We start from the raw sequence: 19,807 nt of genomic DNA on the forward strand, positions 1-19,807 counted from the left end.
TGACGGGCGTAATCGGGGTATGACTGCGCTGTCGTTCGACGAGCAGGGCGTCGATGTCGTCTACGAAGGCACGGAGTTCCGCCTCGAACGCGCCCTCGTCGAGGAGGCCACCGGCAAGACCTATCCCGACGTCACCGACCACGAAGTGCTCAAGATCGTCGCCCCGGACCCGAACCTCTCGGGCGAACCGAAACGCATCGGCGACATCACCGCCTGAGCAGGATTTAAGTTCCCGCCCGGACTGGCTCGACCATGAGCGCGCTCTCGAAATACGATCACCCGGCGTGGTTGACGATCGCGAGTACGGTCGTCGGCTACGGCGTGATCCTGATCGCGATGACCGTCGTCCTCTTTCTGGTTCCGTACCTGCTTTTCACGCTGCTCTGATCGTACTGTCGAACGGAGCTGATCGGAGATTCACGAGGCGCAAACGTCGCCCGTTGTGGTGGAGTTCCACGATCTTCCCTTTACGCACTTCCGACCGACAGTATCACATCCCCATATCGCTGGCCGACTCGGGCACCGGGAGATCGTGTGGCGACGTTCCCAACAACTCGGCGGCGTGGTCGAGCGCCATGTCGAAGCCGTAGTACCGTTCGAGTTCGTCGCCGTCGGCCGTCGGTCGTACCTTGAGCATCGCGTACCCCTCCTGATTCTGTGCGATGGCTGCCGATCGTCCATCCGATTCGAGGGCGAGCACGCGCTCGGTGTCAGTCTCGGTATAGCGGGCGGTGATGCCGTTCGCCGCGGCGGTCTCGTCGGTCATCGATCCGCATTGTGCGGGCCGCCGCAAAAGCGCGCCGGGTCGTGTGTCGTGCTTGCACCCCGAACGACTCGCTCGCCGCGCCGCCATCGTGCGGATCGACACGTCCTCACCCAAAAGGCCTATAATTGACTGACCGTTCAGTTACAGTATGGGCAGTTCCGATTCCGGAGCGGCAATGGCCGACGGCAGCCCGCTGTCGGACAGCGGTTCCGGGGAGGACAGAAACATGCGTCGCTACATGTGGGGTGGCATCATCGCCGCGCTCATCTCGTGGCTGATCGTGCCAGTCGTCGGCCTCGTGGCCGTCTACTGTGGCTGGGTCGTCTACCAGCACAAGGATCGCCTCCAGGGTGGTCTGATCGCCGGCGTCGGCGGCGTCGGCGTCCTCACGTGGGTCGTCTACCTGCTGACGATGTAACGACGAGCGGCCAGTAGCACCGATCGAAAACCACCGATTTTCGAATCGCGCGTCACCCGCGGTTCATTCCGATGACAGAACCATTATGAACGCCAGTGCCGTCGTTGTCGATGATGTGCGCCAGACGGAGTGAGAGCAGTGGCTGAAGCGGAGTCGGCGACCGAGCGCTCGGTGGAGACGGATACCGAACCCGACGACGGAGGCATGACCTTCACGTTCGCGGGCGTCCGCGAGGGGTTCATCACCGGCTTTCCGGTCGCGGTCGGCGTCGCGGGCTACGGCGTCGTCTTCGGCGTCATCGCCGATCAGGCGGGGCTGAGCGTCGCCGAGGCGGCGCTGATGAGTGCGACCGTTCTCGCGGGGGCGGCACAGCTGATCGGGGTCGAGCTTTGGGCCGACTCGGTGCCGATGGCGACCGTCGTCGCTACCGTCGGGATCGTCAACCTCCGCTATCTCCTGATGGGCGCGGCGCTGCGTCCCTGGTTTCGCCAGCTCTCGCCGCGGGCGGCCTACGGCAGCGTCTTCTTCACCGCCGACGAGAACTGGGCGCTCACCATCGGCAAGCTCCGCTCGGGCAGCAAGCGAGGTGCGTTCCTGCTCGGTAGCGGCCTCGTGCTCTGGCTGCTGTGGATCGTTGCGACCGTCCTCGGCGTGACCGCCGGCGATTTCCTCGGCACGCCCGAACAGTACGGGCTGGACTACGTCCTCACGGCCCTGTTCCTCACGCTCGCGGTCGGGCTCTGGCAGGGCCGCGAATCGATCCGGCCGTGGCTCGCGGCCGCGGGTGTCGCGCTCGTCGCGAACGCCGTCCTCCCCGGCGAGTGGTACGTCATCGTCGGCGCGCTCGCGGGCGCAGTCGTCAGAATGGTGAGCTATGAGTAACGCGCTCGCGCTCGATCCCACGGTCGTCGCCCTCATCGTCGGAATGGCGGCCGTCACCTACGCCACGAAGGCCGGCGGGCTCTGGCTGGTCGGTCGCATCGACCTCTCCGAGCGCGCCGAGGCCGGTCTCGACGTGCTGCCGGGCGCGGTTGTCGTCGCGTTCATCGCGCCTGCGCTCGCCGACGGCGGTGTTCCGGAGTGGGTCGCCGCCGGTGCGACCGTCGCCGTCGCCCACAAAACCGGAAGTCTGTTGCTGTCGCTCGGTGTCGGTGTGGGCACCGTACTGGCCGTTAGAAGCGTCGTCTGACGTCGCGTGGCTCAGTCGAGCAGGTTGTCGGCGATCGTGTTGCGCAGGATCTCGCTCGTCCCCTCGTAGATCTCGTTGAGCTTCGCGTCCCGATAGAACCGCTCGGCAGGGAAGTCCTTCGTGTAGCCGTAGCCGCCGTGGATCTGGATGCCCTCGTTGGCCACTTCACGGCTGATCTCGCTGGCGTACAGTTTCGCCTGTGCGGACTCCTTCCGAAACTCCTCGCCGCGGATCTTCAGATCCGCCGCGCGATGCATCAGCATGCGGGCGGCCTGGAGCTTGGTGTCCATGTCGGCGAGCTTGTGCTGGATCGTCTGGAACTCGCTGATCGGCTGGTCGAACTGCTCGCGGTCCTGGGCGTACGCCAGCGCCTCGTCGAGTGCGGCCTGTGCGATGCCGACACCGCGAGCGGCGATGGTGATGCGGCCGCCGTTGAGCGTCTTGAGCGCGTGGACGAACCCGCGCCCCTCCTCGCCGAGGCGTCGCTCCTCGGGGATGCGCATGTCCGAAAATCGCAGTTCGGCCGTGGGACAGCCCTTATCGCCGAGTTTGTCCTCGGTTCCCTCGACGTGGAAGCCGTCGTCCTCGTCGGGTCGGACGATGAACGAGGAGATCCCCTTGTTGCCGGCGTCGGGATCGGTCTTCGCGAACAGGGTGATCGTGTCGGCGACCGAGCCGTTGGAGATCCAGAGCTTCCCGCCGTCGACGACGTACTCGTCGCCGTCCTTCTCGGCCGTGGTCTCCATCGCCGGCACGTCGCTGCCCGCACCGGCCTCCGAGAGCGCGAACGCGCCAATGTCGTCGCCCTCCGCGAGCGGCGTCAGATACTCCTCTTTCTGTGCTTCGGTCCCGAACTCGGCGAGCATGTTGCCCGCGAGACTGATGTGGGCGGCGACGACGGTGCCGAGCCCGCCCGATCCGCGTGCAATCTCCGACAGGCCGATGGCGTAGGAGTGGTAGTCGAGCCCCGCACCGCCGTACTCCTCGGCGAAGGGCATGCCCATCAGTCCGAGCTCGCCCATCTCGCTCACGAGATCGTGGGGGAACTCGTCCGTCTCGTCGATCTCGGCGGCACGGGGTTTGATCTCCTCGTCGACGAACTCGGAGACCATCTCCTCGATCTGGCGCTGCTCGGCCGAGAGACTGAAGTCCATAATCGTTCATCCGGCCCGCGTTGCTTTACTGTTCCGCCCAGCGATCGCACACCCGGTCGCGTCGCTTATGGCTATCGGCTCCCGAGTGTGTATATCCATGCCATCGATCATCGAGCGGGTTCGAGAGGACATCGAGACGGCGCTGGCGAAGGATCCGGCGGCCAAGAGCGCGCTCGAAGTCGTGCTCGCCTATCCGGGCATGCACGCCCTCTGGACACACCGACTCACACACGCCTGCTGGAAGCGCGGGTTTGGGCTGTTCGCCAGAGTTCTCTCGCATATCACCCGACTGCTCACCGGCGTCGAGATCCATCCGGGAGCCGAGATCGGCCGGCGATGTTTCATCGATCACGGGGCGGGCGTCGTCGTCGGCGAGACGACAGACATCGGTGACGACGTGATGCTCTATCAGGGCGTGACGCTCGGTGGCGACACGCTCGACGACGAGAAGCGCCATCCGACACTGGACGACGGATCGACGATCGGGGCGAACGCCACCCTGCTCGGCCCGATCACCGTTGGCGAGGGCGCGAGCGTCGGTGCCGGCTCCGTCGTGCTCGAATCGGTGCCGCCCAACTGCACCGTCGTCGGCAACCCCGCGAAGCTCGTCGGGGACTGTCTCGACGACGAGGGCGTCGAACTCGGTGGCGAGTTCGCGGAGTAGCTGCTCGATCACCGAACGCGTTTCGATCCCGCTTCTCAACCACTCGTCGCACCACCGGCAACGTAGCCTTCGATGGCGAACAGGCAGGTGAACGCCGCGAGCAGCGGCCAGAACAGCGTGTTGCCGGTGTAAAGCCACGGCACGCGCTCGATGCCGATCGGATTGGCCGCGACGAGCGCGTTCAGCAGCCAGAACGGGCTGTACTCCGCCCGCGGAAGCACGTTGCTCATGCTCGCCCAGAGAACGATCGCCAGCATCGTGCCGCCGAGAAACCCCGCCAGCGCACCCGTGCGTGCTCGTGATCGCCACCGACCAGCCGATCGGCGGCCGGCGACGAAACCACAGCCGAGGCCGACGGCGAGAACGAGACCGATCGCGAGCGGCCACAAGAGTTCGGGAACGGGCACCGTGGCCCCCACGACAGCCGCCGCGATGGCGACCCCGCTCCCGGCGACGACGGCTCGCGGGTCGATCATCCGTCGGATCGGTTCATCCGTGGATAGTTCGTTCGCGTGTCACGAAAAGTGGTCGTCTCAGTCTTCGAGCGCGTCGGCGATGCGTTCGAGCGTTCGGCGGATGTCGTGGACCTCGTCGCGGAGCTGGCGGACCTCGCGGACCATCTCCTCGTTGCTACCCTCTTCGGCCGGGCCGCCGGGGCCTGCACCCGGACCGCCGCCCATGCCGCCCGGGCCGCCACCCATGCCGCCGCCGGGACCGCCGCCCATCATGCCGCCCATCATCTGTGCGAACGGGTTGCCGCCACCGCCACCCATGCCGCCGGGACCGCCACCGCCGCCCATCATCTCTTCCATGCGCTCCTCGCGGCTCATCTCGTCGCCCTCTCCTTCCTCGTCGCGCTGTTCGCGGATCTCTTCGACGCGCTCGCGGAAGGACTGTTCCTCGTCCTCGCCCGATTGCTCGGTCGCCTCGTCGTCGGTGTGTTCGGGTTCGTCGTCTGCCATGCGCCCCGGTTCGCCGGCCCGCCGGAAAAGCGTTCGGTACCGATATCAAGCGAACCCATCGAGACTGGCCTGGAGTTCCCGATCGGTCGCTCCTTCGTCAATTTCGCAGCCAACGAGATCGCGCAGATCGACCGCGTAGGTCGTGCCCCGATGATCGAGCACCAACACCCGTCCCTTGCTCCCACGGACGACGCCGCTCAGCATCGTCTCGGCGAGCGGGCGTCCATCCAGGTCGAGTCCGTAGTCGAAGGTGAACTGCTTGCGAACGTCGAACTCGGCGAGGAGGTCGTTCCAAGCGTTTTCGTCGATGATCTCACCGAATCCCTGGATCTTCGTCGCCACGCGCACGCGCTCGGTGATGTCGTGTTCGACCCTGATCGCCGTCTCGCGCTCGCGCGCGATCCGGCCGTCGGGAACGGTTCGTACGTGGGCGGCGCGGTCGGCACCCTGCTCGCGCAGGCGGGTTTCGAGCCGTTCCAGTCTGGTGACGCCCACCTTGAAAACGGCTGGCGCAAAGGCGGCAAGGTAGATCGCGTGCTCGGCCTCGGAGTCGCGGTTGTTCGCCACTGACCATGGCGTGGTGTGGAGTTCGCAGTACGGCGAGCGATCGCGCTCACAAGCAATGTGGCGCTCGCCGTCGATCGTCCCGGCACAGTGGCGCTCGGAGAGGGTGTAGGCGAGTTCGGTTCCGGGGGCGAGCGACAGTCGGCGGACGGCTCCCGCCTCGGCGACCAGGAGGGCGGGCTCGTCGTTGCGATACCCCACGATCTGCACACCGGTTGTCGGCGGGCGCGGGACAAAACCCCACCGCCATCGGCCCGCACGCTTTTTTCTATCGCTGCTCGACACTCCGCATGGCACTCACCGGCAGTCTCGACGCGACCGTCGAATCCGATCGCGTCTCGTTCACCTTCACCGTCGCAAACGACGGCGACGACCCCGTGACCCTCTCCTTTCGGGACTCGTGTAGCGCCGATTTCGCCGTTCTCGACGGCGACGAGGAGCGCTGGCGCTGGTCACACGGCCGGATGTTCACCCAGGCGCTTCAGTCCGAATCGATCGATCCCGGCGAGTCGGTGAGCTACGAGGGCGAGTGGCAGCAGCCGGAAACGGGTACGCACACCGCGGTGGCGACGCTCGAAGCCGACAATCAGAACTGTGAGGCCAGCACCGAGATCTCGATGTAGCTCAGGTCAGTTCCGTGATGAGTTCGCGTGTCGCACGACGGACCGCGGCGTCGCTCGACAGTTCGGGCGACCAGCCGAGCGCCGAGAGTTTCTCGATCGAGAGGCGCATCCGTGGCACGTCGCCGGTCCAGCCGCGATCGCCGCCCGTGTAGCTGTATTCCGGATCGAGTCCCATCTCGTCGGCGACGATGTCCGCGATGCGCGTGACGGAAGTCGTCGTCCGCGTCCCGAGATTGTAGGTGTTCATCGACCGGTCTCCGTGTTCGACGACGTGGGTGATCGCCTCGATGCAGTCGTCGACGTGGAGATAGGACTTCTCCTGACGGCCATCGCCGAGGATTTCGAGCTCGTGGGGATCGTCGGCGAGCTTCTCGATGAAGTCCGGGACGACGTTGCCGCGCTGGTGCGGGCCGACGATGTTCGCGAAGCGGAAGAGCCAGACGGTGAACTCGTGGGAGTGGGCGTACGTCGAGAGGATCCCCTCGTCGGCGAGCTTGCTCGCGCCGTAGATGGAGATGGGTTCGAGCGGCGCGTAGTCCTCGGGGGTCGGCATCGGCGCTTCACCGTACACAGTCGAAGAAGAGGTGAATGCTACGTTCGTGACACCGACCTCGCGGGCGCGTTCGAGCACGTTGTAGGTCATCGCGCCGTTCTCCTCGAACAGCTTTCGGGGGTCCGCGTAGTTGGTATCGGTGTAGGCCGCGAAGTGGAACACGCAGTCGAGATCCTCGGTGAGAACCGACGCCACGTCGTCGGGATCGGTCATATCGGCCTCGACGAACGTCGCGCCGTCGGGAACGCGCTCACGCGAACCCTTCGAGAGGTCATCGGCGACCACGATGTCGTTGTCGGCACAGAGCCGCGCGGCGAGATGCGAGCCGACGAGTCCCGCCCCGCCGGTAACGAGCACGCGCTTGCCGGAGAGTTGCATGTCTCGGATGCCGAGGCTCGAACCATGTGTCTTCCGGTTGCTATTCGGCCGTCCGTCCCCATCTGGGCGTCGACGGTCGCGGGATTTATCCCCGGTCCGCCGCGATAACGGACCAATGAACCAGGACCGCGATTCGCCCGCTTCGCCGGGCCTACCGCGCATCGACAGGCGACGAGCGTTACTCGGCATCGGTGGGCTGACCGCGAGCACGCTGGCCGGCTGTCTCGGCGGGGCGTCGAGCGGCTCCAACGGCTCCGGCGGTGGCGACACGCTGCCGACGCCGGTGCAGGGCGACCCCGAAGCGAGCACGACCGTAACCGTCTTCGAGGACTTCGCCTGCCCGCACTGTCAGACGTACGTCCTCGACGTCCTGCCGACGATCGCTTCGCAGTATATCGACCTGGGGAAGATCCGGTACGAACACTACGACTTCCCGGTCGTCAACGATATCTCCTGGCGCGCGGCGAGCGCCGCCCGCGCAGTGCAGCAACGCACCGGCGCGAAGCAGTTCTTCAAATACGCGACGGCGCTCTACGAGAACCAGTCGTCGCTCGGATCGAAGACCTACGCCTCGCTGGCCAAGGAGATGGATCTCGATGGGAGCGCCGTCCGGAAGGCCGCCGAAAACCAGACGCACGAATCGACCGTCTCGGCGAACAAGCAGACCGGGAAGGATCGTGGCGTGGAGGGGACGCCGACGGTGTTCGTCGGCGATACAACCGTGGAGCCGACGGTCGAGGCGATCAGCTCGGCCATCGAGTCGGCCTGATGCGGGGCGATCCCGAACTCACCGTTCTCCGACTCGGTCATCGGCCCGGCCGCGACGAGCGCATGAGCACGCACGTCGGCCTGACCGCCCGTGCGCTCGGTGCCGACCGGGTGGTGTTCGCGGGCAAGGCGGAGGGACCGAAGGAGACCGTCACCGACATCACCGACCGCTTCGGCGGCCCGTTCGATGTCGAGGTAAGTGACTCCTACCGACCGCTCATGGAGGAGTTCGATGGGCGCGTCGTCCATCTCACGATGTACGGACTACCAGTTCAGGAGGTCGAAGAAGAGATCCGCAGTACGCATCGGAGCGGGCCGCTGTTGGTCGTCGTCGGGGCCGAGAAAGTTCCGTTCGACGTCTACGAGGCGGCCGATCACAACGTCGCCGTCACCAACCAGCCCCACTCCGAGGTCGCCTCGCTCGCGGTCTTTTTGGATCGACTCCACGAGGGACGCGAACTCGATCGTGAGTGGGTCGATGCCGACCGGCGCGTGATTCCCGAGGAGCGCGGCAAGCGCGTCGAGGGGACCGACGAGCGGTGAACGATGGGTTTACGGCGCTGGCGCACCCCCGTACGGTAAATGGCGTTTGAGGAGCTTCTCGAAGACCCCGTCGTCCAAACCTATCTCCACGAGCTCGTCGGTCCGCGTGGGATGCCCGTCGCCGCAGCGCCGCCCGATGGCGAAGTGACGGACGAAGAGCTCGCCGAGGAGCTCGATCTCGAACTCAACGACGTCCGGCGAGCGCTGTTCATCCTCTACGAGAACGATCTGGCCGACTACCGACGGCTGCGCGACGAGGACTCGGGCTGGCTCACCTATCTCTGGACGCTCGAATACGGCTCGATCCCCGAGAACCTCCGCGACGAGATGCACCGACTGCTCGACGCGCTCGAAGAGCGCCGCGAGTACGAGCGCAACCACGAGTTCTTCCTCTGTGAGGTCGACTCCATCCGGTTCGAGTTCGAGGAGGCGATGGAGTTCGACTTCGAGTGTCCTCAGTGTGGCTCCGAGCTCGACGCGCTCGACAACGACCACCTCGTCACGGCGATGGACGACCGCATCGATGAACTCCGCGCCGAACTCAACGTGGCCTGATGGTCGTTCTCGCAACCAAATGCTACGTCGAGGGCGACGCCCGCGAGCGCGCGCTCGACGGGCTCCGCTCGCTGGTCGACAACGCCATCGGTGAGCTCGGCGTCGAGTACGACGTCGGCGTCCGTCACGACGACTTCCCGAGCGTCACCGTCGAGGGCGAGGACGAGACCGTCGCCAGGAACGTCCTCGACGAGCGATGGGGGACGATCACGCCGGATTTCGAGAGCGGTGACACCTACACCGGAACGCTCGAATCGTGGGACGAGTCCGGGTTCGTCCTCGACGCCGGCGAAGACATCCGCGTTCCGAGCGCCGAGCTCGGGCTCGGGCCGGGCACGCCCGAACAGATCCGCACGCGATTCGGGCTCGTCCAGCACGTTCCCATGCAGTTCGTCTACGGCGAGCCACACCGACTGGCCGACGCCGAGCGCGATCGGCTCTACGAGTGGTCGCGCGGTGCGGGGCGAGTGAACGCAAACAGCGCGACGCGCGGAGAGGTGCGGGCGACCGTCAACCGTGCGGGCCACGCGACCGACATCGTCACCGTCGAGCGACTCGGCCTGCTGGAACAGAGCATCATCTGCGGCGAGGGGACCGACCCGCCCGGCCTGCTGTCGAGCATCGGTGGCTACCTGCCGGCCGAGCTGCTCTGTGTCGTGCCATGAGCCGCAAGCGAGCGCTCGCCGGCGTCCTGCTGGTCGCCTTTCTCGTCCTTGCAGGCTGTTCGTCGGTGCTCGGTCCGGATTCCGTCGACGAGCAGGCGCTCGCGGAAAACGAAAGTTACGACTGGAGCAGCAATGCCAACGCCTCGATCAACGTCACCGGCGGCGAGTACGAGGCCGTCTACAAGGTCGACAACCGCACGCAGTTCCCCATCCACAGCCGCGACGGACTCGGCCGCGAAGGGCCGCTCGCGATCTCGGCGCTCAGGTTCCAGTATCCGAACGGGACGGTCGTCGGTCCATCGTCGCCGGCGCTGAACGCGACCAATCAGGAGAAACGGACGATGATCTCGCTGCCCGCGCGCAACGGCAAGCTCGCCTTCAGCGCATCGGCACAGGGCAAGCGACTCTCGACGCAGACGTTCGTTTCGGGCACCTACGAGGTGACGATCCCCCAGGGGATGCGCGTCACCTACGAACCGCTCGCGCGCGTCTCACCCGGTGATCATCGGACGACGCGCACCGACACCGGACGGGTGCAGATCAGTTGGCCGGACGTCCAGAGCAACGCAGTCATCGTCCGCTACTATCTCGCGCGCGACCTCTACATCTTCGCCGCGGGGGCGGCCGTGCTCGTCGTGGTCGCGCTCGCCGGCGCGCTCTACTACCTCCGCCAGATCCGCGAACTGGAGCGCCGGCGCGAGCAGGCCGGTCCGGACGTCGATACCGGCGAGAACGACGGTCCTGGTCTCTGAGAGCACTCCATTGCTCGATTTTCGACGATGACTGCGTCGCGACCGAGTGCCAGAACGACTAATTGACGCCCGCGCGTAGCAACCCTATGAGCGACAACGCAGCCGCCGGGACCGTCGAGGCACAGGGACCCGTCGAGATCGACGACGAACTCGCCCGCCATCTCGAAAACAAGCGCGAGGAGCTGCTGGAGAAGTTCGGTGTCCACGACGAGTTCCCCGACGCAGTGCTCGACGAGGCCGCCGAGCGTACCGACGACATCGCCGGGGACATCGAGACCGAACTCGACGTGCGCGAGGACCTCCGGGAGCTGACGACGTGGACGACCGATCCGATCGACGCGCGCGATTTCGACGACGCGCTGAGCATCGAGAAACGCGACGACGAGTACGTGCTCTGGGTCCACATCGCCGACGTCACTCATTACGTCGATCCCGACAGCGAGATGTGGGCCGAAGCCGTCAGGCGCGCGAACACGGTGTACCTACCCGACTACACCATCCACATGCTGCCCGCGGCGCTCGCCGAGACGGTCTGCTCGCTCGTCCCCGACGAGGACCGACTCGCCCACACCGTCGAGATGCACCTGGACCGCGAGACGCTCACGTACGAGGAGATCGACATCTACAAATCGGTGATCCGCAGCGACGAACGCCTGACCTACACGCAGGCCGAGGAGCGCCTCGACGACTCCGAGAGCGATCTCCACGAGGAGAGTTCGCTGGTGTTCGAACTCGCCGATCGCATGCATGAACAGCGCAAGGCCGACGGCTCCTTGGTGCTGAACCCGCGCCGCGACCGCGCACACACCATCATCGAGGAGTGCATGCTGAAGGCGAACAAAGCCGTCACGCACGAACTGATGTGGAACAGGGGTGTGGAGGCGATGTACCGCGTCCACCCACAGCCCTCGCCCGAGCAGTGGGACGATGCACTCCAGGAGATCCAGGAGCTTGACGGCGTCTCGATCCCCGGCGAGGCATGGGGCGACGACCCGCGCATCGCGGTCAACGCCACGCTCGAAGAGGCACCCGAGCGCCAGCTCGGCAAGATCCAGTTCGCCGTGATGAAGGTCATGCCCCGCGCACGCTACATGAACGATCCGTTCGGGGGCCATCACGCGCTCAATTTCGACATCTATGGCCACTTCACGAGTCCGATCCGCCGGCTGTCGGACTTGGTGAACCATTGGATCGTCCACGAAAACGACGTGCCCGAGGACCTGCTGGGACTCTGCGATCACGCTTCCGACCAACAGCAGGCCGCCGAGAAATGCGAACGCGAGTACAAGCAGTTCCTGGAGGAGGTCGGCCTGGATGCGGATGCAGTGAACAATCGGGGAATCGAGATCGTCGACGACGAATAGCGGTTCAGTCGTGGTCAGGCCCAGCCATCGGGAACGAAGAACTCGCCGTCGGTCAGGTCGATTCCATTGTCCTCCATCCGGTTGATCGCACTGGCGACGCGTGCCACCGATGGGGAATCATCCGGCATGAACAGAACCGGGGCGTGTGGCGCGTCCAAACCGAGGAAATCGTCGTCATGAGTCAGCACTGCTCGGGCGTCCTCGCCGGCTCTGCTCTCGATTTCGGTATCGTCGGTCCCGGTTCCGTACGCATCCCGAACGAGTTCGAGTTCGTGGCCCGCCGCGCGAACCGCGTTGACGACAGCGTCCGAAACGTTCTCGTCGACGATGATCCGCACGATCAGTCGTCCGATCTCGGTTTCGGGTCGGCGGTGTCTCGCGGTTCGATGCCGAGGTCCTCGGGTCGGATCGGATCCGCGTTTTCGATGTTCTCTTGGCGGCGCTTCTGCACCGCTCTGATCTCCTCGGGGTTGTCGTAGTAGTAGGTGATCGCACGATGGATGTCCGCGAGTTCGAGGTCGTACCGGACGGCCATCTCCTCGGGCATGAGGTTGCCGTCGACGACTAGCGAGACGACTTGGTGGACGCCGATACGCCGCCCCTCGATTCTGGGCTTGCCGCCCAGTACCTCCGGTGTCGAGACGATCTCGGCCATGTGGGCTCTATGCACGCCAGCGGATAAAACCTATCGCGGCGTGCAGTCGTAGTGGATGCCCGCCGTTAGAGGTCGTACTGCCCTCTCACCAGCTCCCCGATGCCGCGCTCTTCGAGACGGTCCATCGGCGCGAGCATCGTGAGTTGCACGACGCCGGGCAGGCGACCGATCTCGACGCCGCCAGTGAAGGTGCATCGGCCGCGGATTTCGCCCTCGGACATGTCGAGCAGATTGCCCGCGCGGTCGAAGGCGTTCTCGGTCGCGGCGTTGATGGTCTCGCCGCTGCCGATGACCTGTATCGGCCCCATCTCCTCGACCATCTCGACGCCGTGCTCGTCGGCGAGCGCGCGGCCGGTCTCGCGTTCCATCTCGGTGTAGGGCGCTGCGATGTGCGAGAGATCCGCTTCGTTCGGGAGCAAGAGCGGGCCGTCGATGTCGAGCCCTTTGATGACCTCGACGCCAAGTTCGGTGCGCCCGCTCACATCGGTGGTGTGCAGCGATAGCTCGCCATCGCCCTGGTTTGCGTGGAGGTCGCCGACGTAGACCCCGCCGCCGTCGACCTTCACCGGGCAGATGAGCACTGCGCCCTCGCGGACAGCGTTGACGTCCATGTGGCCGTCCGTGCGCTCCGCGAGCGCCTCCTCGTCCGGAAGCCCCCAATCGTGCTCGGCTCCGATGAGGAACTGACCGAAGTCGCCGGCGTTGTGCGAGTCCGGCAGTTCGACCGGCGGTGTGGTGCCGACGTTGCCGATGAAGGGTCGGAGATGACCGAGCGTGCCGGCCATTCCAGAGGGTTTGTAGAGGAGGATCGGATGCTGGCGGGAGTTCTCGGGCAGCGCCATCGCCTCGCGGGCGTTCTCGGCGAGCTCCTCGGCCGCCGCATCGTCCATCGTCAGCCCCACAGACCTGTCTTCGTCGAAGGCCACGGTGTAGCCGAACTCGAAGCCAAATGACGAGGCGTTTGCACCGCACTCGGCACACTTGATGGACTCTTCGCCTGTGCCCTCGACGATACTTTCTGGCCACTCGGTGCCGCATTCGGGACAGCGATGATCGACGAACGGATCGTCGCCGAAGGCCTCGTCGCGCTCTCGCATGCTGCCGGTGCTCGTCGCGACGCTCGTCACTTCGATGTCCTCGATCGTGAGCGCGATCGCGTCGCCCACCTCGGCGTTCTCGACGGCGATCGGCCGTGTCACCTCGTGGCCACCCCTGAAGTCGGGCGTGATCATCGGTCCCCAGCACGCCGGCGGCGTGTGAGTGCGAACGGTGCCACCGTCGGCGACGGTGCCGGCCCACTCCTGATCGGGGCCGACCAACCCGAGCGTGTACTGGTCGACGGTGAGTTCTTCTTGGATCTCGCGTTGTGCCATGACCAGAGTCACTATGACACACAATGACATAAGCACCTCTGTCGGATCAATGCCAAGAACCCATACCGGTGGATCGCGCCGGACGAGCCCGACCGACTATTCGGCGATCGCCTGTGCAACGAGCGCGATAATGATGACCGGGATGCCGATGCCCGATGCGATGAGTACCACGAGAATCAGGATCTTGCCGACGGTGCTCGCCTCGCCCCAGATCGAACGCCGTGCGTCGTTGATGCTCTCCGCGAGGTCGGTGATTGCGCCCATACTCGTTCCATTGAGGTGACGTCCCCTCACCGTTTGGCCGTCCTATGCAAGCGTCCATGATTCACTATCGGGTCAATTCGACCACGAGCTTCGACGAACGCAGGAAGGCGGTTTCGCGAGCAAAGAGACGATCATCATCCACTCCGGAGCGGTAGTGCGAGCCACCGTCACCGCGAGCGAACGCAGTGAGCGAGCGGGCGCGAGGACGACCGGAGGGAGTCCGATGCGCTTTTTGGTCCAGATTTTTGCCTGAGCGAAGCGCGCCGCTGGCGCGCGAGCGAAGTGCAAAAAGGTGGGATGGACTCGTCGGGATTTGAACCCGAGGCCTTCCCCGTGCCAGGGGGATGATCTACCACTGATCTACGAGCCCGCATCCCCTGCTATCGCCGTCTATCTCATAAACCCATCGTCATCGAGTCGAAACGGTTTACTTCGGTGCGGGAAGTGTTGGGAGTGGGAACAGCACGGCCGCAAATCCGACTCGTCCACGTGGACTCCGAGATTGCGGTAGTGTCCGTAGCGTTTCGTGCGACTCCTATCCTCAACAATGGCACGAATGCATACACGACGCCGCGGCTCGTCCGATTCGGACAAGCCCGTGGCGGACGATCCACCGGAGTGGAGCGACGTCGACGCCGACGCGGTCGAGAACCGCGTCGTCGAGCTGGCCGAACAGGGCCACAGCCCGAGCGAGATCGGTCTCAAGCTCCGCGACGAGGGCGTCCAGGGCACGCCGGTGCCGAACGTCCAGCTGGCGACCGACAAGAAAGTCACCGAGATCCTCGACGAGCACGACGCGGCGTCGGGGCTCCCCGAGGACTTCCGGAACCTGCTCGAACGGGCCGTCAGACTGCGCGAGCACATGACCACGAACCCGAACGACGCCCAAAACAAGCGCGCGCTCCAGAACACGGAGGCGAAGGTCCGCCGGCTCGCCGACTACTACCGCGGCGACGAACTCGACGCGGACTTCGAGTACACCTACGAGCACGCAGAGGAACTCCTGTAGATGGCGATCGCCGGTCGCCCCGAGGACTCGCCCGCGGCCGACAGCGCCGCCGACGCGCTTCGCGAGGCCGCGTTCGTCCGACTGCTCGCGAGCGACGACGCCGACTCGCTCGCGGCGGCCGGACTGCTCGGTCGCGCGCTCGCCGAGCGGGACGTCCCGTTCCAGGCGCGCGTCACCGGGCGAGCCACGGCGGCGACCGACGATGCGACGACCGTCCACATCGGTGTCGAGGGTGGTGATCTCACCCTCTTCGGGGAACCGTCGGCCAGCGAGACGGCCGTCGGGATCGCCCGCGATCTCGGTGGCGATCCCGACCCGATTCTCGCGCTCGCCGGTTCCTTTCCGACCGATTTCGACGAGAGCACTGCCCTCGCGGACGCCCGCGAGCGTGATCTCGTCGAGCAGCGGCCCGGCGTCGCGGTGCCGGTCGCCGACCTCGCCGACGGGTTGGCGCACACGACGCTCGTCCACGCCCCCTTCTCGGGGGACGAGGAGGCGGCCGCGGCGACGCTCGATGGACGGGACGATCCCCGGGAGATCGCCTCCCTGCTCGCGCTCTCGGTGGCGTCCGCGGACGACGCGACGCCACGGGCCGCCGAGTCGGTGGCGCGTGCGCTCAGACCGTACACCATCATCGAGAATGACGAACGCGCGATCAGCGGGCAGCCGGTGACTGTCGGCGGCTACGCCGACGTGCTCCGTGCGTGTGCCCGCGAGCGACCCGGCGTCGGCCTCGCGCTGGCGCTCGGTCACGACGTGTGGGACGCCGCGCTCGCGGCCTGGCGGACACATGGAAACCGGGCACACGCGGCGCTCGACGGGATGACGACCGAACGCCATCGGGGCCTGTTCGTTGCCCGTGTCGACGACGCACCGCTCGCAACGGTCGCCCGCCTTCTGCGTGATTTCCGCTCGCCGGAACCGGTCGCGCTCGCCGTCTCGGAGACGCGTGCAGCGGCCGCAGCGATCGACGATGTGAAGATCGGCGGACGGATGGACGAGGCGGCAGCGGCCGCGGGCGGTGACGGCGACGGGAGCGCCCGGCGCGGTCGCGCGCGCTTCGAGGACGCCGACGCGTTCGTCACGGCGTTCCGGGAGGCGTCGGCGTGAAGCGCGCACGACTCCGGACGGATTCCGCAGCTGCGGGGATCGTCGCGGCGGCGCTCGAACCGGACAACACGGCGGAGATGGACACTGCGGTCGTCGGCGACAGCATCGAGACGGTGCTCGAGCGCGAGCGGGTCGGCGGGTTGCGCTCGACGGTCGACGACTACGTCGTCAACCTCACGGTGGCCGAACGAATCGTACGGATCGCGAACGAACACGACGAAGCGGACGACGACAGAACGGACAACGACATAGCATGAGCGAACGTTCAGTATCACGACAGCAGCAGACCAAGCGGTGGTACACCGTCTTCGCGCCCGAGTCCTTCGACCGGGCCGAGCTCGGTGAGACCCCCGCCGACGAACCGAACGCGGTGCTCGATCGCACCATCGAAACGACCCTCGGCGAGCTGACCGACGATGCCGGTGCGAACAACGTCAAGCTCACCTTCCGCATCACCGACATCGGCAGCGACGCCGCCTACACCGAGTTCGAGAAACACGAACTCACGCGCGATTACCTCGGCAGCCTGGTGCGCCGCGGTGCCTCGAAGGTCGAGGCTTACCTCACCGTGCGCACGAGCGACGACTATCGCGTGCGCATCCAGCCGGTGGCCTTCACCACGAAAAAGGCCGACGACAGCCAGGAGAAGGCGATCCGCAAGGAGATGACCGAGCTCGTCGAGGAGGCCGCGAGCGAGCGCACCTTCGAGGAGCTCACCGACAGCGTCACGCAGGGGCGACTGTCGAGCGCCATCTACGGCGAGGCACGGACGATCTACCCGCTGCGACGCGTCGAGATCGGCAAGCTCGCGCTCGATGCACACCCCGACGAGGTCGCCGAAGAGGAAGCGACCGCCGTCGACGTCGACGAGAGCGACGTCGAGGTCTGAGCTACTCGACAACGGTAAATTTTCCGACCATTCCCGTCGGCTCGTGTGGAATGCAGAAGTAGTTGTACGTCCCAGGTACCTCGAAGGTGTGTTTGTACGTTTCGCCGCTCGCGATACCGCCGCCACCGTTCGAGTTCCACGCCTCGCGGGCGGCTCCCTCGTCGTCGAATCCGCCGGAGGCGAAGAACGTCGCCGCGTCGGGGATGCGTGACTGGTAGGCAGTCACGGTGTGGGTTCGCGAACCCGTGTTGTGCCAGACGACCGGCTCGCCGACGCGTGGCTCGAAGTCGTCCTCGGGGAGGAAGTCGCTCGAACTCATCCCGATGTCGTAGTCGGGTTGCTCGCGCGAGGAGCCGATACAGCCGGTGAGACCGACGGCAACGCCCACGGTCGCGGTGAGAAACGCGCGGCGGTTCATGGATTCGGCTTCGAGCGCCGGGGGTATAGGCCCCGCGATACCGGCCCGTCCGACGGCGAGCAGAAACGCCTAAACCGCCCGTCGGCGATGGCGCTGACATGGCTACTCGGCCGCGGTTCGTCGCCGCCCTCAGCCTCGCCGACGGCGTCACGGCGACGAACGCCGCCCTCGGTTTTCTCGCGGCCGCGCTCGCGCCGTTCTCGCCCCCGCTGGCCGCCCGACTTGTCCTGCTGGCGGCGGTCGCGGACGGACTCGACGGCGTGCTCGCGACGCACGTCGGCAGCACGCCCGTCGGCGAGTTCCTGGATTCGCTGGCCGACGTGGCATCGTTCTGTGTCGCGCCCGCGCTGCTGGTCGTCTCGACAGTGCGCCTCGGACGGGGAATGACGCTGTCGGCGGGGATGGAATGGCTGGCGCTCGCCGTCGCGGCGCTATTCGTCGTCAGCGGCGTCGTCAGACTCGGCCTCTACACGGCCTACGACGTCGAGCGCGGGCTGACCGAGGGCGTCCAGACGACGCTCGCGGCGACGGTGTTGGCAGCGGGCTTGCTCGCCGGGATCGCGACGCCGGCGGTCCTCATCGGCGCGACCGCAGTCTTCGCCGGGCTGATGGTCGCGCCGATCGGCTATCCCGATCTCCGCGTGCGCGACGCGCTCATCATGGGCGTCGTGCAGGCGGGGGCGATCGTTGCGCCGACCGTTCTCTTTCGGGTATTTCCGCGCGCACTCCTCGTCTGCGCGCTCGCGTATCTCGTGCTCGGGCCGCGATTCTATCCGACGGGCGGCGAAGGGAAACGCACTTAGGCGATTCGGGCGAACGCCGCAGCATGAGCGACGGGGACGAGCCTGCGGACGACGGCGAGCAGCCGGCCGACGAGGACGGGGGCGAACTCGAGGCACGGACGCCCGAGGCGCTCGACGAACGTCTCGACGAGATCGAAGCGGAACTCGACGAGGCCGAGACCGAAGCCGACCTCGATAGCGTCGAAAGCGATCTCGACGAGGTCGAAGCGGAGATCGAAGCGGCGGATCTCCCCGAACCCGACGAAGACGAGGAGGACGCCGACGACCCGCGCGAGGAGCTCGAATCGCGCGTGACGGAACTACGCGACGCGCTCGACGACCAGCGCGGCCCGTACGCCGAGGACGCGGTCGAGGAGATCGAGGGTGCGAAATCGACGCTCACCGAGACGCGCTGGACCGAGCAGGGCGAGGACGAGATCGCCGACACGGTGCACTCCTTCCTCGACACCGTCGGCGAGACGCTCGACGAGGAGTTCACGGCCGCGAACGACGAATCCGAAGGGCTCGCGGCGGCGCTCGACGACGTGATCGAGGCGATCGAGGAGCGAGCACTCGATCCCGACGACGATGCCGAAACCGTCGCCGAACTGATCGAGGCCGCCGACGATCTCACGACGGGGCTCGACGACGCCGAGGAGTGGGACGATCTCTCGGTGCGAGAGAAACTCACCGTCGAGGGGTTCTACGACGTGCTCACGCCCGAGACCCGGAAGGACTTCCCGCCGGAGTGGAACGCCATCAAGATCTACGAGGAGCAGGGCGATCCCGAACCCATCCTGCGCGGACTCGACATGTTCGGGTCGGAGTTCATGGAGGAACACTGCATCGAGTCGCTGAAGCGCATGGGCGCGCCCGAGGCCTACGACGTGATGGAGGAGCGCGCTCAGAAGCGCAACAAACCGCCGATCGAGGTGCTCGGGAAGATCGGCGACGATCGCGCACTCGACACTCTCCACGAGTATATCGAAGGTGAGAGCGATCCGGCGCTCCAGAAGGTCACGATCAAGGCCATCGGCGAGATCGGCTCGACGGAGTCGACACAACCTGTGGCCGACCGGCTGGTGGCCGACAACGAGACCGTCCGCTCGAATGCGGCACGCGCGCTCGGCCTTATCGGCGACACGCGCGCGATCGCGCCACTCGCCGACGTGCTCTCCGACGACGACTCGAACGCCGTGCGCGCGAGCGCGGCGTGGGCGCTCAACCAGATCGGCACCGAGAACGCGCTCGACGCCGCCCGCGAGCACGCCGACGACCGCTCGTTCCTCGTCCAGAGCGAGGCAGAGAAGGCCGACCACGCGCTGGCCGACGAGAACGGCGACGCCGCCGAAACGACCGCCTGAGACGCGTTCCATCGAGACGAACGTT

Annotated in this window: 30 protein-coding genes and 1 tRNA gene; 19 read left to right on the forward strand and 12 right to left on the reverse strand. The window is 66.2% G+C overall.

Features of this window, described 5'->3' with window-relative positions; all coding sequences use genetic code 11:
- The first annotated feature begins 19 nt into the window (after positions 1–19).
- Positions 20–217, forward strand: coding sequence for a DUF5800 family protein (locus C448_RS04505; protein WP_004052126.1), 198 nt, complete (start codon positions 20–22; stop codon positions 215–217).
- Between the two features lie 35 nt (positions 218–252).
- Complete coding sequence (locus tag C448_RS16895; protein WP_004052127.1) at positions 253–387, forward strand: hypothetical protein; 135 nt, start codon at positions 253–255, stop codon at positions 385–387.
- A 103-nt stretch (positions 388–490) separates the two neighbouring features.
- Here the strand turns inward: C448_RS16895 and C448_RS04510 are convergent, their stop codons facing one another.
- Positions 491–766, reverse strand: coding sequence for a DUF7111 family protein (locus C448_RS04510; protein WP_004052128.1), 276 nt, complete (start codon positions 764–766; stop codon positions 491–493).
- A gap of 148 nt (positions 767–914) precedes the next feature.
- Here C448_RS04510 and C448_RS04515 point away from each other — a divergent pair, with 148 nt between their 5' ends.
- The 3 genes from C448_RS04515 (at position 915) to C448_RS04525 (ending at position 2,373) form a co-directional block, all read left to right on the forward strand.
- Positions 915–1,184 carry a hypothetical protein gene (locus C448_RS04515; RefSeq protein WP_239640522.1) on the forward strand — a complete coding sequence of 90 codons (270 nt, stop codon included), beginning with the start codon at positions 915–917 and terminating at the stop codon, positions 1,182–1,184.
- A gap of 138 nt (positions 1,185–1,322) precedes the next feature.
- Positions 1,323–2,066 carry an AzlC family ABC transporter permease gene (locus C448_RS04520; RefSeq protein WP_004052130.1) on the forward strand — a complete coding sequence of 248 codons (744 nt, stop codon included), beginning with the start codon at positions 1,323–1,325 and terminating at the stop codon, positions 2,064–2,066.
- The gene (locus C448_RS04525) at positions 2,059–2,373 is read left to right on the forward strand and encodes an AzlD family protein (protein ID WP_004052131.1); all 315 of its coding nucleotides are present in this window, start codon (positions 2,059–2,061) and stop codon (positions 2,371–2,373) included. The genes C448_RS04520 and C448_RS04525 overlap by 8 nt, the downstream gene beginning before the upstream one ends.
- Before the next feature lie 11 nt (positions 2,374–2,384).
- Here C448_RS04525 and C448_RS04530 read toward each other — a convergent pair whose 3' ends face one another.
- Positions 2,385–3,527 (reverse strand): acyl-CoA dehydrogenase, encoded by a 1,143-nt coding sequence (locus C448_RS04530; RefSeq protein WP_004052132.1) that lies wholly within the window; start codon positions 3,525–3,527, stop codon positions 2,385–2,387.
- 67 nt (positions 3,528–3,594) lie between these two features.
- Here C448_RS04530 and cysE point away from each other — a divergent pair, with 67 nt between their 5' ends.
- Entirely contained in the window at positions 3,595–4,191 is a 597-nt protein-coding gene (cysE, locus tag C448_RS04535) for a serine O-acetyltransferase (protein ID WP_080503153.1), read from the forward strand.
- Between the two features lie 35 nt (positions 4,192–4,226).
- Here the strand turns inward: cysE and C448_RS04540 are convergent, their stop codons facing one another.
- From C448_RS04540 to C448_RS04550, 3 genes are read right to left on the reverse strand one after another with little or no spacing between them, the layout of a single operon-like run.
- The gene (locus tag C448_RS04540) at positions 4,227–4,667 is read right to left on the reverse strand and encodes a hypothetical protein (RefSeq protein ID WP_004052134.1); all 441 of its coding nucleotides are present in this window, start codon (positions 4,665–4,667) and stop codon (positions 4,227–4,229) included.
- Between the two features lie 57 nt (positions 4,668–4,724).
- Positions 4,725–5,153, reverse strand: coding sequence for a hypothetical protein (locus C448_RS04545; RefSeq protein WP_004052135.1), 429 nt, complete (start codon positions 5,151–5,153; stop codon positions 4,725–4,727).
- A gap of 45 nt (positions 5,154–5,198) precedes the next feature.
- Positions 5,199–5,927 (reverse strand): DUF2797 domain-containing protein, encoded by a 729-nt coding sequence (locus C448_RS04550; RefSeq protein ID WP_004052136.1) that lies wholly within the window; start codon positions 5,925–5,927, stop codon positions 5,199–5,201.
- A gap of 80 nt (positions 5,928–6,007) precedes the next feature.
- Here C448_RS04550 and C448_RS04555 point away from each other — a divergent pair, with 80 nt between their 5' ends.
- The gene (locus C448_RS04555; RefSeq protein WP_004052137.1) at positions 6,008–6,340 is read left to right on the forward strand and encodes a BsuPI-related putative proteinase inhibitor; all 333 of its coding nucleotides are present in this window, start codon (positions 6,008–6,010) and stop codon (positions 6,338–6,340) included.
- A gap of 1 nt (position 6,341) precedes the next feature.
- Here C448_RS04555 and C448_RS04560 read toward each other — a convergent pair whose 3' ends face one another.
- The gene (locus C448_RS04560) at positions 6,342–7,271 is read right to left on the reverse strand and encodes an NAD-dependent epimerase/dehydratase family protein (protein ID WP_004052138.1); all 930 of its coding nucleotides are present in this window, start codon (positions 7,269–7,271) and stop codon (positions 6,342–6,344) included.
- 115 nt (positions 7,272–7,386) lie between these two features.
- Between C448_RS04560 and C448_RS04565 the strand changes: the two genes are divergently transcribed.
- From C448_RS04565 to C448_RS04590, 6 genes are all read left to right on the forward strand, one after another.
- Positions 7,387–8,040, forward strand: a complete 654-nt coding sequence (locus C448_RS04565; RefSeq protein ID WP_004052139.1) for a DsbA family protein — start codon at positions 7,387–7,389, stop codon at positions 8,038–8,040.
- Positions 8,040–8,582 carry a tRNA (cytidine(56)-2'-O)-methyltransferase gene (locus tag C448_RS04570; protein WP_004052140.1) on the forward strand — a complete coding sequence of 181 codons (543 nt, stop codon included), beginning with the start codon at positions 8,040–8,042 and terminating at the stop codon, positions 8,580–8,582. The genes C448_RS04565 and C448_RS04570 overlap by 1 nt, the downstream gene beginning before the upstream one ends.
- Before the next feature lie 39 nt (positions 8,583–8,621).
- Positions 8,622–9,137, forward strand: coding sequence for a transcription factor TFIIE subunit alpha (locus tag C448_RS04575; RefSeq protein ID WP_004052141.1), 516 nt, complete (start codon positions 8,622–8,624; stop codon positions 9,135–9,137).
- Complete coding sequence (locus tag C448_RS04580) at positions 9,137–9,802, forward strand: DUF2110 family protein (RefSeq protein WP_004052142.1); 666 nt, start codon at positions 9,137–9,139, stop codon at positions 9,800–9,802. The genes C448_RS04575 and C448_RS04580 overlap by 1 nt, the downstream gene beginning before the upstream one ends.
- Positions 9,799–10,554 carry a DUF5803 family protein gene (locus C448_RS04585; protein ID WP_004052143.1) on the forward strand — a complete coding sequence of 252 codons (756 nt, stop codon included), beginning with the start codon at positions 9,799–9,801 and terminating at the stop codon, positions 10,552–10,554. The genes C448_RS04580 and C448_RS04585 overlap by 4 nt, the downstream gene beginning before the upstream one ends.
- 86 nt (positions 10,555–10,640) lie before the next feature.
- Complete coding sequence (locus C448_RS04590) at positions 10,641–11,918, forward strand: RNB domain-containing ribonuclease (protein ID WP_004052144.1); 1,278 nt, start codon at positions 10,641–10,643, stop codon at positions 11,916–11,918.
- Between the two features lie 14 nt (positions 11,919–11,932).
- Here C448_RS04590 and C448_RS04595 read toward each other — a convergent pair whose 3' ends face one another.
- From C448_RS04595 to C448_RS04610, 5 genes are all read right to left on the reverse strand, one after another.
- On the reverse strand, positions 11,933–12,256 hold the full coding sequence (locus C448_RS04595) for a DUF5615 family PIN-like protein (RefSeq protein WP_004052145.1): 324 nt from the start codon (positions 12,254–12,256) through the stop codon (positions 11,933–11,935).
- A 2-nt stretch (positions 12,257–12,258) separates the two neighbouring features.
- Entirely contained in the window at positions 12,259–12,573 is a 315-nt protein-coding gene (locus C448_RS04600; RefSeq protein WP_004052146.1) for a DUF433 domain-containing protein, read from the reverse strand.
- 65 nt (positions 12,574–12,638) lie between these two features.
- A complete protein-coding gene (locus tag C448_RS04605) occupies positions 12,639–13,946 on the reverse strand; it encodes an acetamidase/formamidase family protein (RefSeq protein ID WP_004052147.1) in 1,308 nt (435 codons plus the stop codon).
- A 96-nt stretch (positions 13,947–14,042) separates the two neighbouring features.
- Positions 14,043–14,210 (reverse strand): hypothetical protein, encoded by a 168-nt coding sequence (locus C448_RS16255; RefSeq protein ID WP_169316344.1) that lies wholly within the window; start codon positions 14,208–14,210, stop codon positions 14,043–14,045.
- Between the two features lie 298 nt (positions 14,211–14,508).
- Positions 14,509–14,580, reverse strand: a tRNA-Ala gene (locus C448_RS04610).
- Between the two features lie 177 nt (positions 14,581–14,757).
- Between C448_RS04610 and C448_RS04615 the strand changes: the two genes are divergently transcribed.
- The 4 genes from C448_RS04615 to C448_RS04630 are packed head-to-tail and all read left to right on the forward strand — an operon-like array spanning position 14,758 to position 17,218.
- Entirely contained in the window at positions 14,758–15,219 is a 462-nt protein-coding gene (locus tag C448_RS04615; RefSeq protein WP_004052148.1) for a 30S ribosomal protein S15, read from the forward strand.
- Positions 15,220–16,329 (forward strand): hypothetical protein, encoded by a 1,110-nt coding sequence (locus C448_RS04620; protein WP_004052149.1) that lies wholly within the window; start codon positions 15,220–15,222, stop codon positions 16,327–16,329.
- Positions 16,326–16,586 (forward strand): KEOPS complex subunit Pcc1, encoded by a 261-nt coding sequence (locus tag C448_RS04625; protein ID WP_004052150.1) that lies wholly within the window; start codon positions 16,326–16,328, stop codon positions 16,584–16,586. The genes C448_RS04620 and C448_RS04625 overlap by 4 nt, the downstream gene beginning before the upstream one ends.
- Positions 16,583–17,218 (forward strand): 30S ribosomal protein S3ae, encoded by a 636-nt coding sequence (locus C448_RS04630; RefSeq protein ID WP_004052151.1) that lies wholly within the window; start codon positions 16,583–16,585, stop codon positions 17,216–17,218. The genes C448_RS04625 and C448_RS04630 overlap by 4 nt, the downstream gene beginning before the upstream one ends.
- A 1-nt stretch (position 17,219) precedes the next feature.
- Here the strand turns inward: C448_RS04630 and C448_RS04635 are convergent, their stop codons facing one another.
- A complete protein-coding gene (locus C448_RS04635; RefSeq protein ID WP_004052152.1) occupies positions 17,220–17,636 on the reverse strand; it encodes a plastocyanin/azurin family copper-binding protein in 417 nt (138 codons plus the stop codon).
- Positions 17,637–17,734: 98 nt separating this feature from the next.
- Between C448_RS04635 and C448_RS04640 the strand changes: the two genes are divergently transcribed.
- Together C448_RS04640 and C448_RS04645 are read left to right on the forward strand one after the other, a co-directional pair.
- The gene (locus C448_RS04640) at positions 17,735–18,439 is read left to right on the forward strand and encodes a protein sorting system archaetidylserine synthase (protein WP_004052153.1); all 705 of its coding nucleotides are present in this window, start codon (positions 17,735–17,737) and stop codon (positions 18,437–18,439) included.
- A 23-nt stretch (positions 18,440–18,462) separates the two neighbouring features.
- Positions 18,463–19,782 (forward strand): HEAT repeat domain-containing protein, encoded by a 1,320-nt coding sequence (locus C448_RS04645; RefSeq protein WP_004052154.1) that lies wholly within the window; start codon positions 18,463–18,465, stop codon positions 19,780–19,782.
- Positions 19,783–19,807 lie beyond the last annotated feature (25 nt).

This window comes from Halococcus morrhuae DSM 1307 (assembly GCF_000336695.1).
Classification (GTDB): Archaea; Halobacteriota; Halobacteria; order Halobacteriales; family Halococcaceae; genus Halococcus; species Halococcus morrhuae.

Excerpts from the sequence above, each read along its gene's own strand:
- C448_RS04585 (WP_004052143.1), top strand. The coding sequence starts at position 9,799 with ATGAGCCGCAAGCGAGCGCTCGCCGGCGTCCTGCTGGTCGCCTTTCTC.
- C448_RS04510 (WP_004052128.1), bottom strand. The coding sequence starts at position 766 with ATGACCGACGAGACCGCCGCGGCGAACGGCATCACCGCCCGCTATACC.
- C448_RS16895 (WP_004052127.1), top strand. The coding sequence starts at position 253 with ATGAGCGCGCTCTCGAAATACGATCACCCGGCGTGGTTGACGATCGCG.
- C448_RS04580 (WP_004052142.1), top strand. The coding sequence starts at position 9,137 with ATGGTCGTTCTCGCAACCAAATGCTACGTCGAGGGCGACGCCCGCGAG.
- C448_RS04590 (WP_004052144.1), top strand. The coding sequence starts at position 10,641 with ATGAGCGACAACGCAGCCGCCGGGACCGTCGAGGCACAGGGACCCGTC.
- C448_RS04645 (WP_004052154.1), top strand. The coding sequence starts at position 18,463 with ATGAGCGACGGGGACGAGCCTGCGGACGACGGCGAGCAGCCGGCCGAC.
- C448_RS04615 (WP_004052148.1), top strand. The coding sequence starts at position 14,758 with ATGGCACGAATGCATACACGACGCCGCGGCTCGTCCGATTCGGACAAG.
- C448_RS04540 (WP_004052134.1), bottom strand. The coding sequence starts at position 4,667 with ATGATCGACCCGCGAGCCGTCGTCGCCGGGAGCGGGGTCGCCATCGCG.
- C448_RS04630 (WP_004052151.1), top strand. The coding sequence starts at position 16,583 with ATGAGCGAACGTTCAGTATCACGACAGCAGCAGACCAAGCGGTGGTAC.
- C448_RS04565 (WP_004052139.1), top strand. The coding sequence starts at position 7,387 with ATGAACCAGGACCGCGATTCGCCCGCTTCGCCGGGCCTACCGCGCATC.
- C448_RS04545 (WP_004052135.1), bottom strand. The coding sequence starts at position 5,153 with ATGGCAGACGACGAACCCGAACACACCGACGACGAGGCGACCGAGCAA.
- C448_RS04505 (WP_004052126.1), top strand. The coding sequence starts at position 20 with ATGACTGCGCTGTCGTTCGACGAGCAGGGCGTCGATGTCGTCTACGAA.
- C448_RS04515 (WP_239640522.1), top strand. The coding sequence starts at position 915 with ATGGGCAGTTCCGATTCCGGAGCGGCAATGGCCGACGGCAGCCCGCTG.
- C448_RS04575 (WP_004052141.1), top strand. The coding sequence starts at position 8,622 with ATGGCGTTTGAGGAGCTTCTCGAAGACCCCGTCGTCCAAACCTATCTC.
- C448_RS04605 (WP_004052147.1), bottom strand. The coding sequence starts at position 13,946 with ATGGCACAACGCGAGATCCAAGAAGAACTCACCGTCGACCAGTACACG.
- C448_RS04525 (WP_004052131.1), top strand. The coding sequence starts at position 2,059 with ATGAGTAACGCGCTCGCGCTCGATCCCACGGTCGTCGCCCTCATCGTC.
- C448_RS04555 (WP_004052137.1), top strand. The coding sequence starts at position 6,008 with ATGGCACTCACCGGCAGTCTCGACGCGACCGTCGAATCCGATCGCGTC.
- C448_RS04640 (WP_004052153.1), top strand. The coding sequence starts at position 17,735 with ATGGCTACTCGGCCGCGGTTCGTCGCCGCCCTCAGCCTCGCCGACGGC.
- C448_RS04600 (WP_004052146.1), bottom strand. The coding sequence starts at position 12,573 with ATGGCCGAGATCGTCTCGACACCGGAGGTACTGGGCGGCAAGCCCAGA.
- C448_RS04530 (WP_004052132.1), bottom strand. The coding sequence starts at position 3,527 with ATGGACTTCAGTCTCTCGGCCGAGCAGCGCCAGATCGAGGAGATGGTC.
- C448_RS04620 (WP_004052149.1), top strand. The coding sequence starts at position 15,220 with ATGGCGATCGCCGGTCGCCCCGAGGACTCGCCCGCGGCCGACAGCGCC.
- C448_RS04570 (WP_004052140.1), top strand. The coding sequence starts at position 8,040 with ATGCGGGGCGATCCCGAACTCACCGTTCTCCGACTCGGTCATCGGCCC.
- C448_RS16255 (WP_169316344.1), bottom strand. The coding sequence starts at position 14,210 with ATGGGCGCAATCACCGACCTCGCGGAGAGCATCAACGACGCACGGCGT.
- cysE (WP_080503153.1), top strand. The coding sequence starts at position 3,595 with ATGGCTATCGGCTCCCGAGTGTGTATATCCATGCCATCGATCATCGAG.
- C448_RS04560 (WP_004052138.1), bottom strand. The coding sequence starts at position 7,271 with ATGCAACTCTCCGGCAAGCGCGTGCTCGTTACCGGCGGGGCGGGACTC.
- C448_RS04635 (WP_004052152.1), bottom strand. The coding sequence starts at position 17,636 with ATGAACCGCCGCGCGTTTCTCACCGCGACCGTGGGCGTTGCCGTCGGT.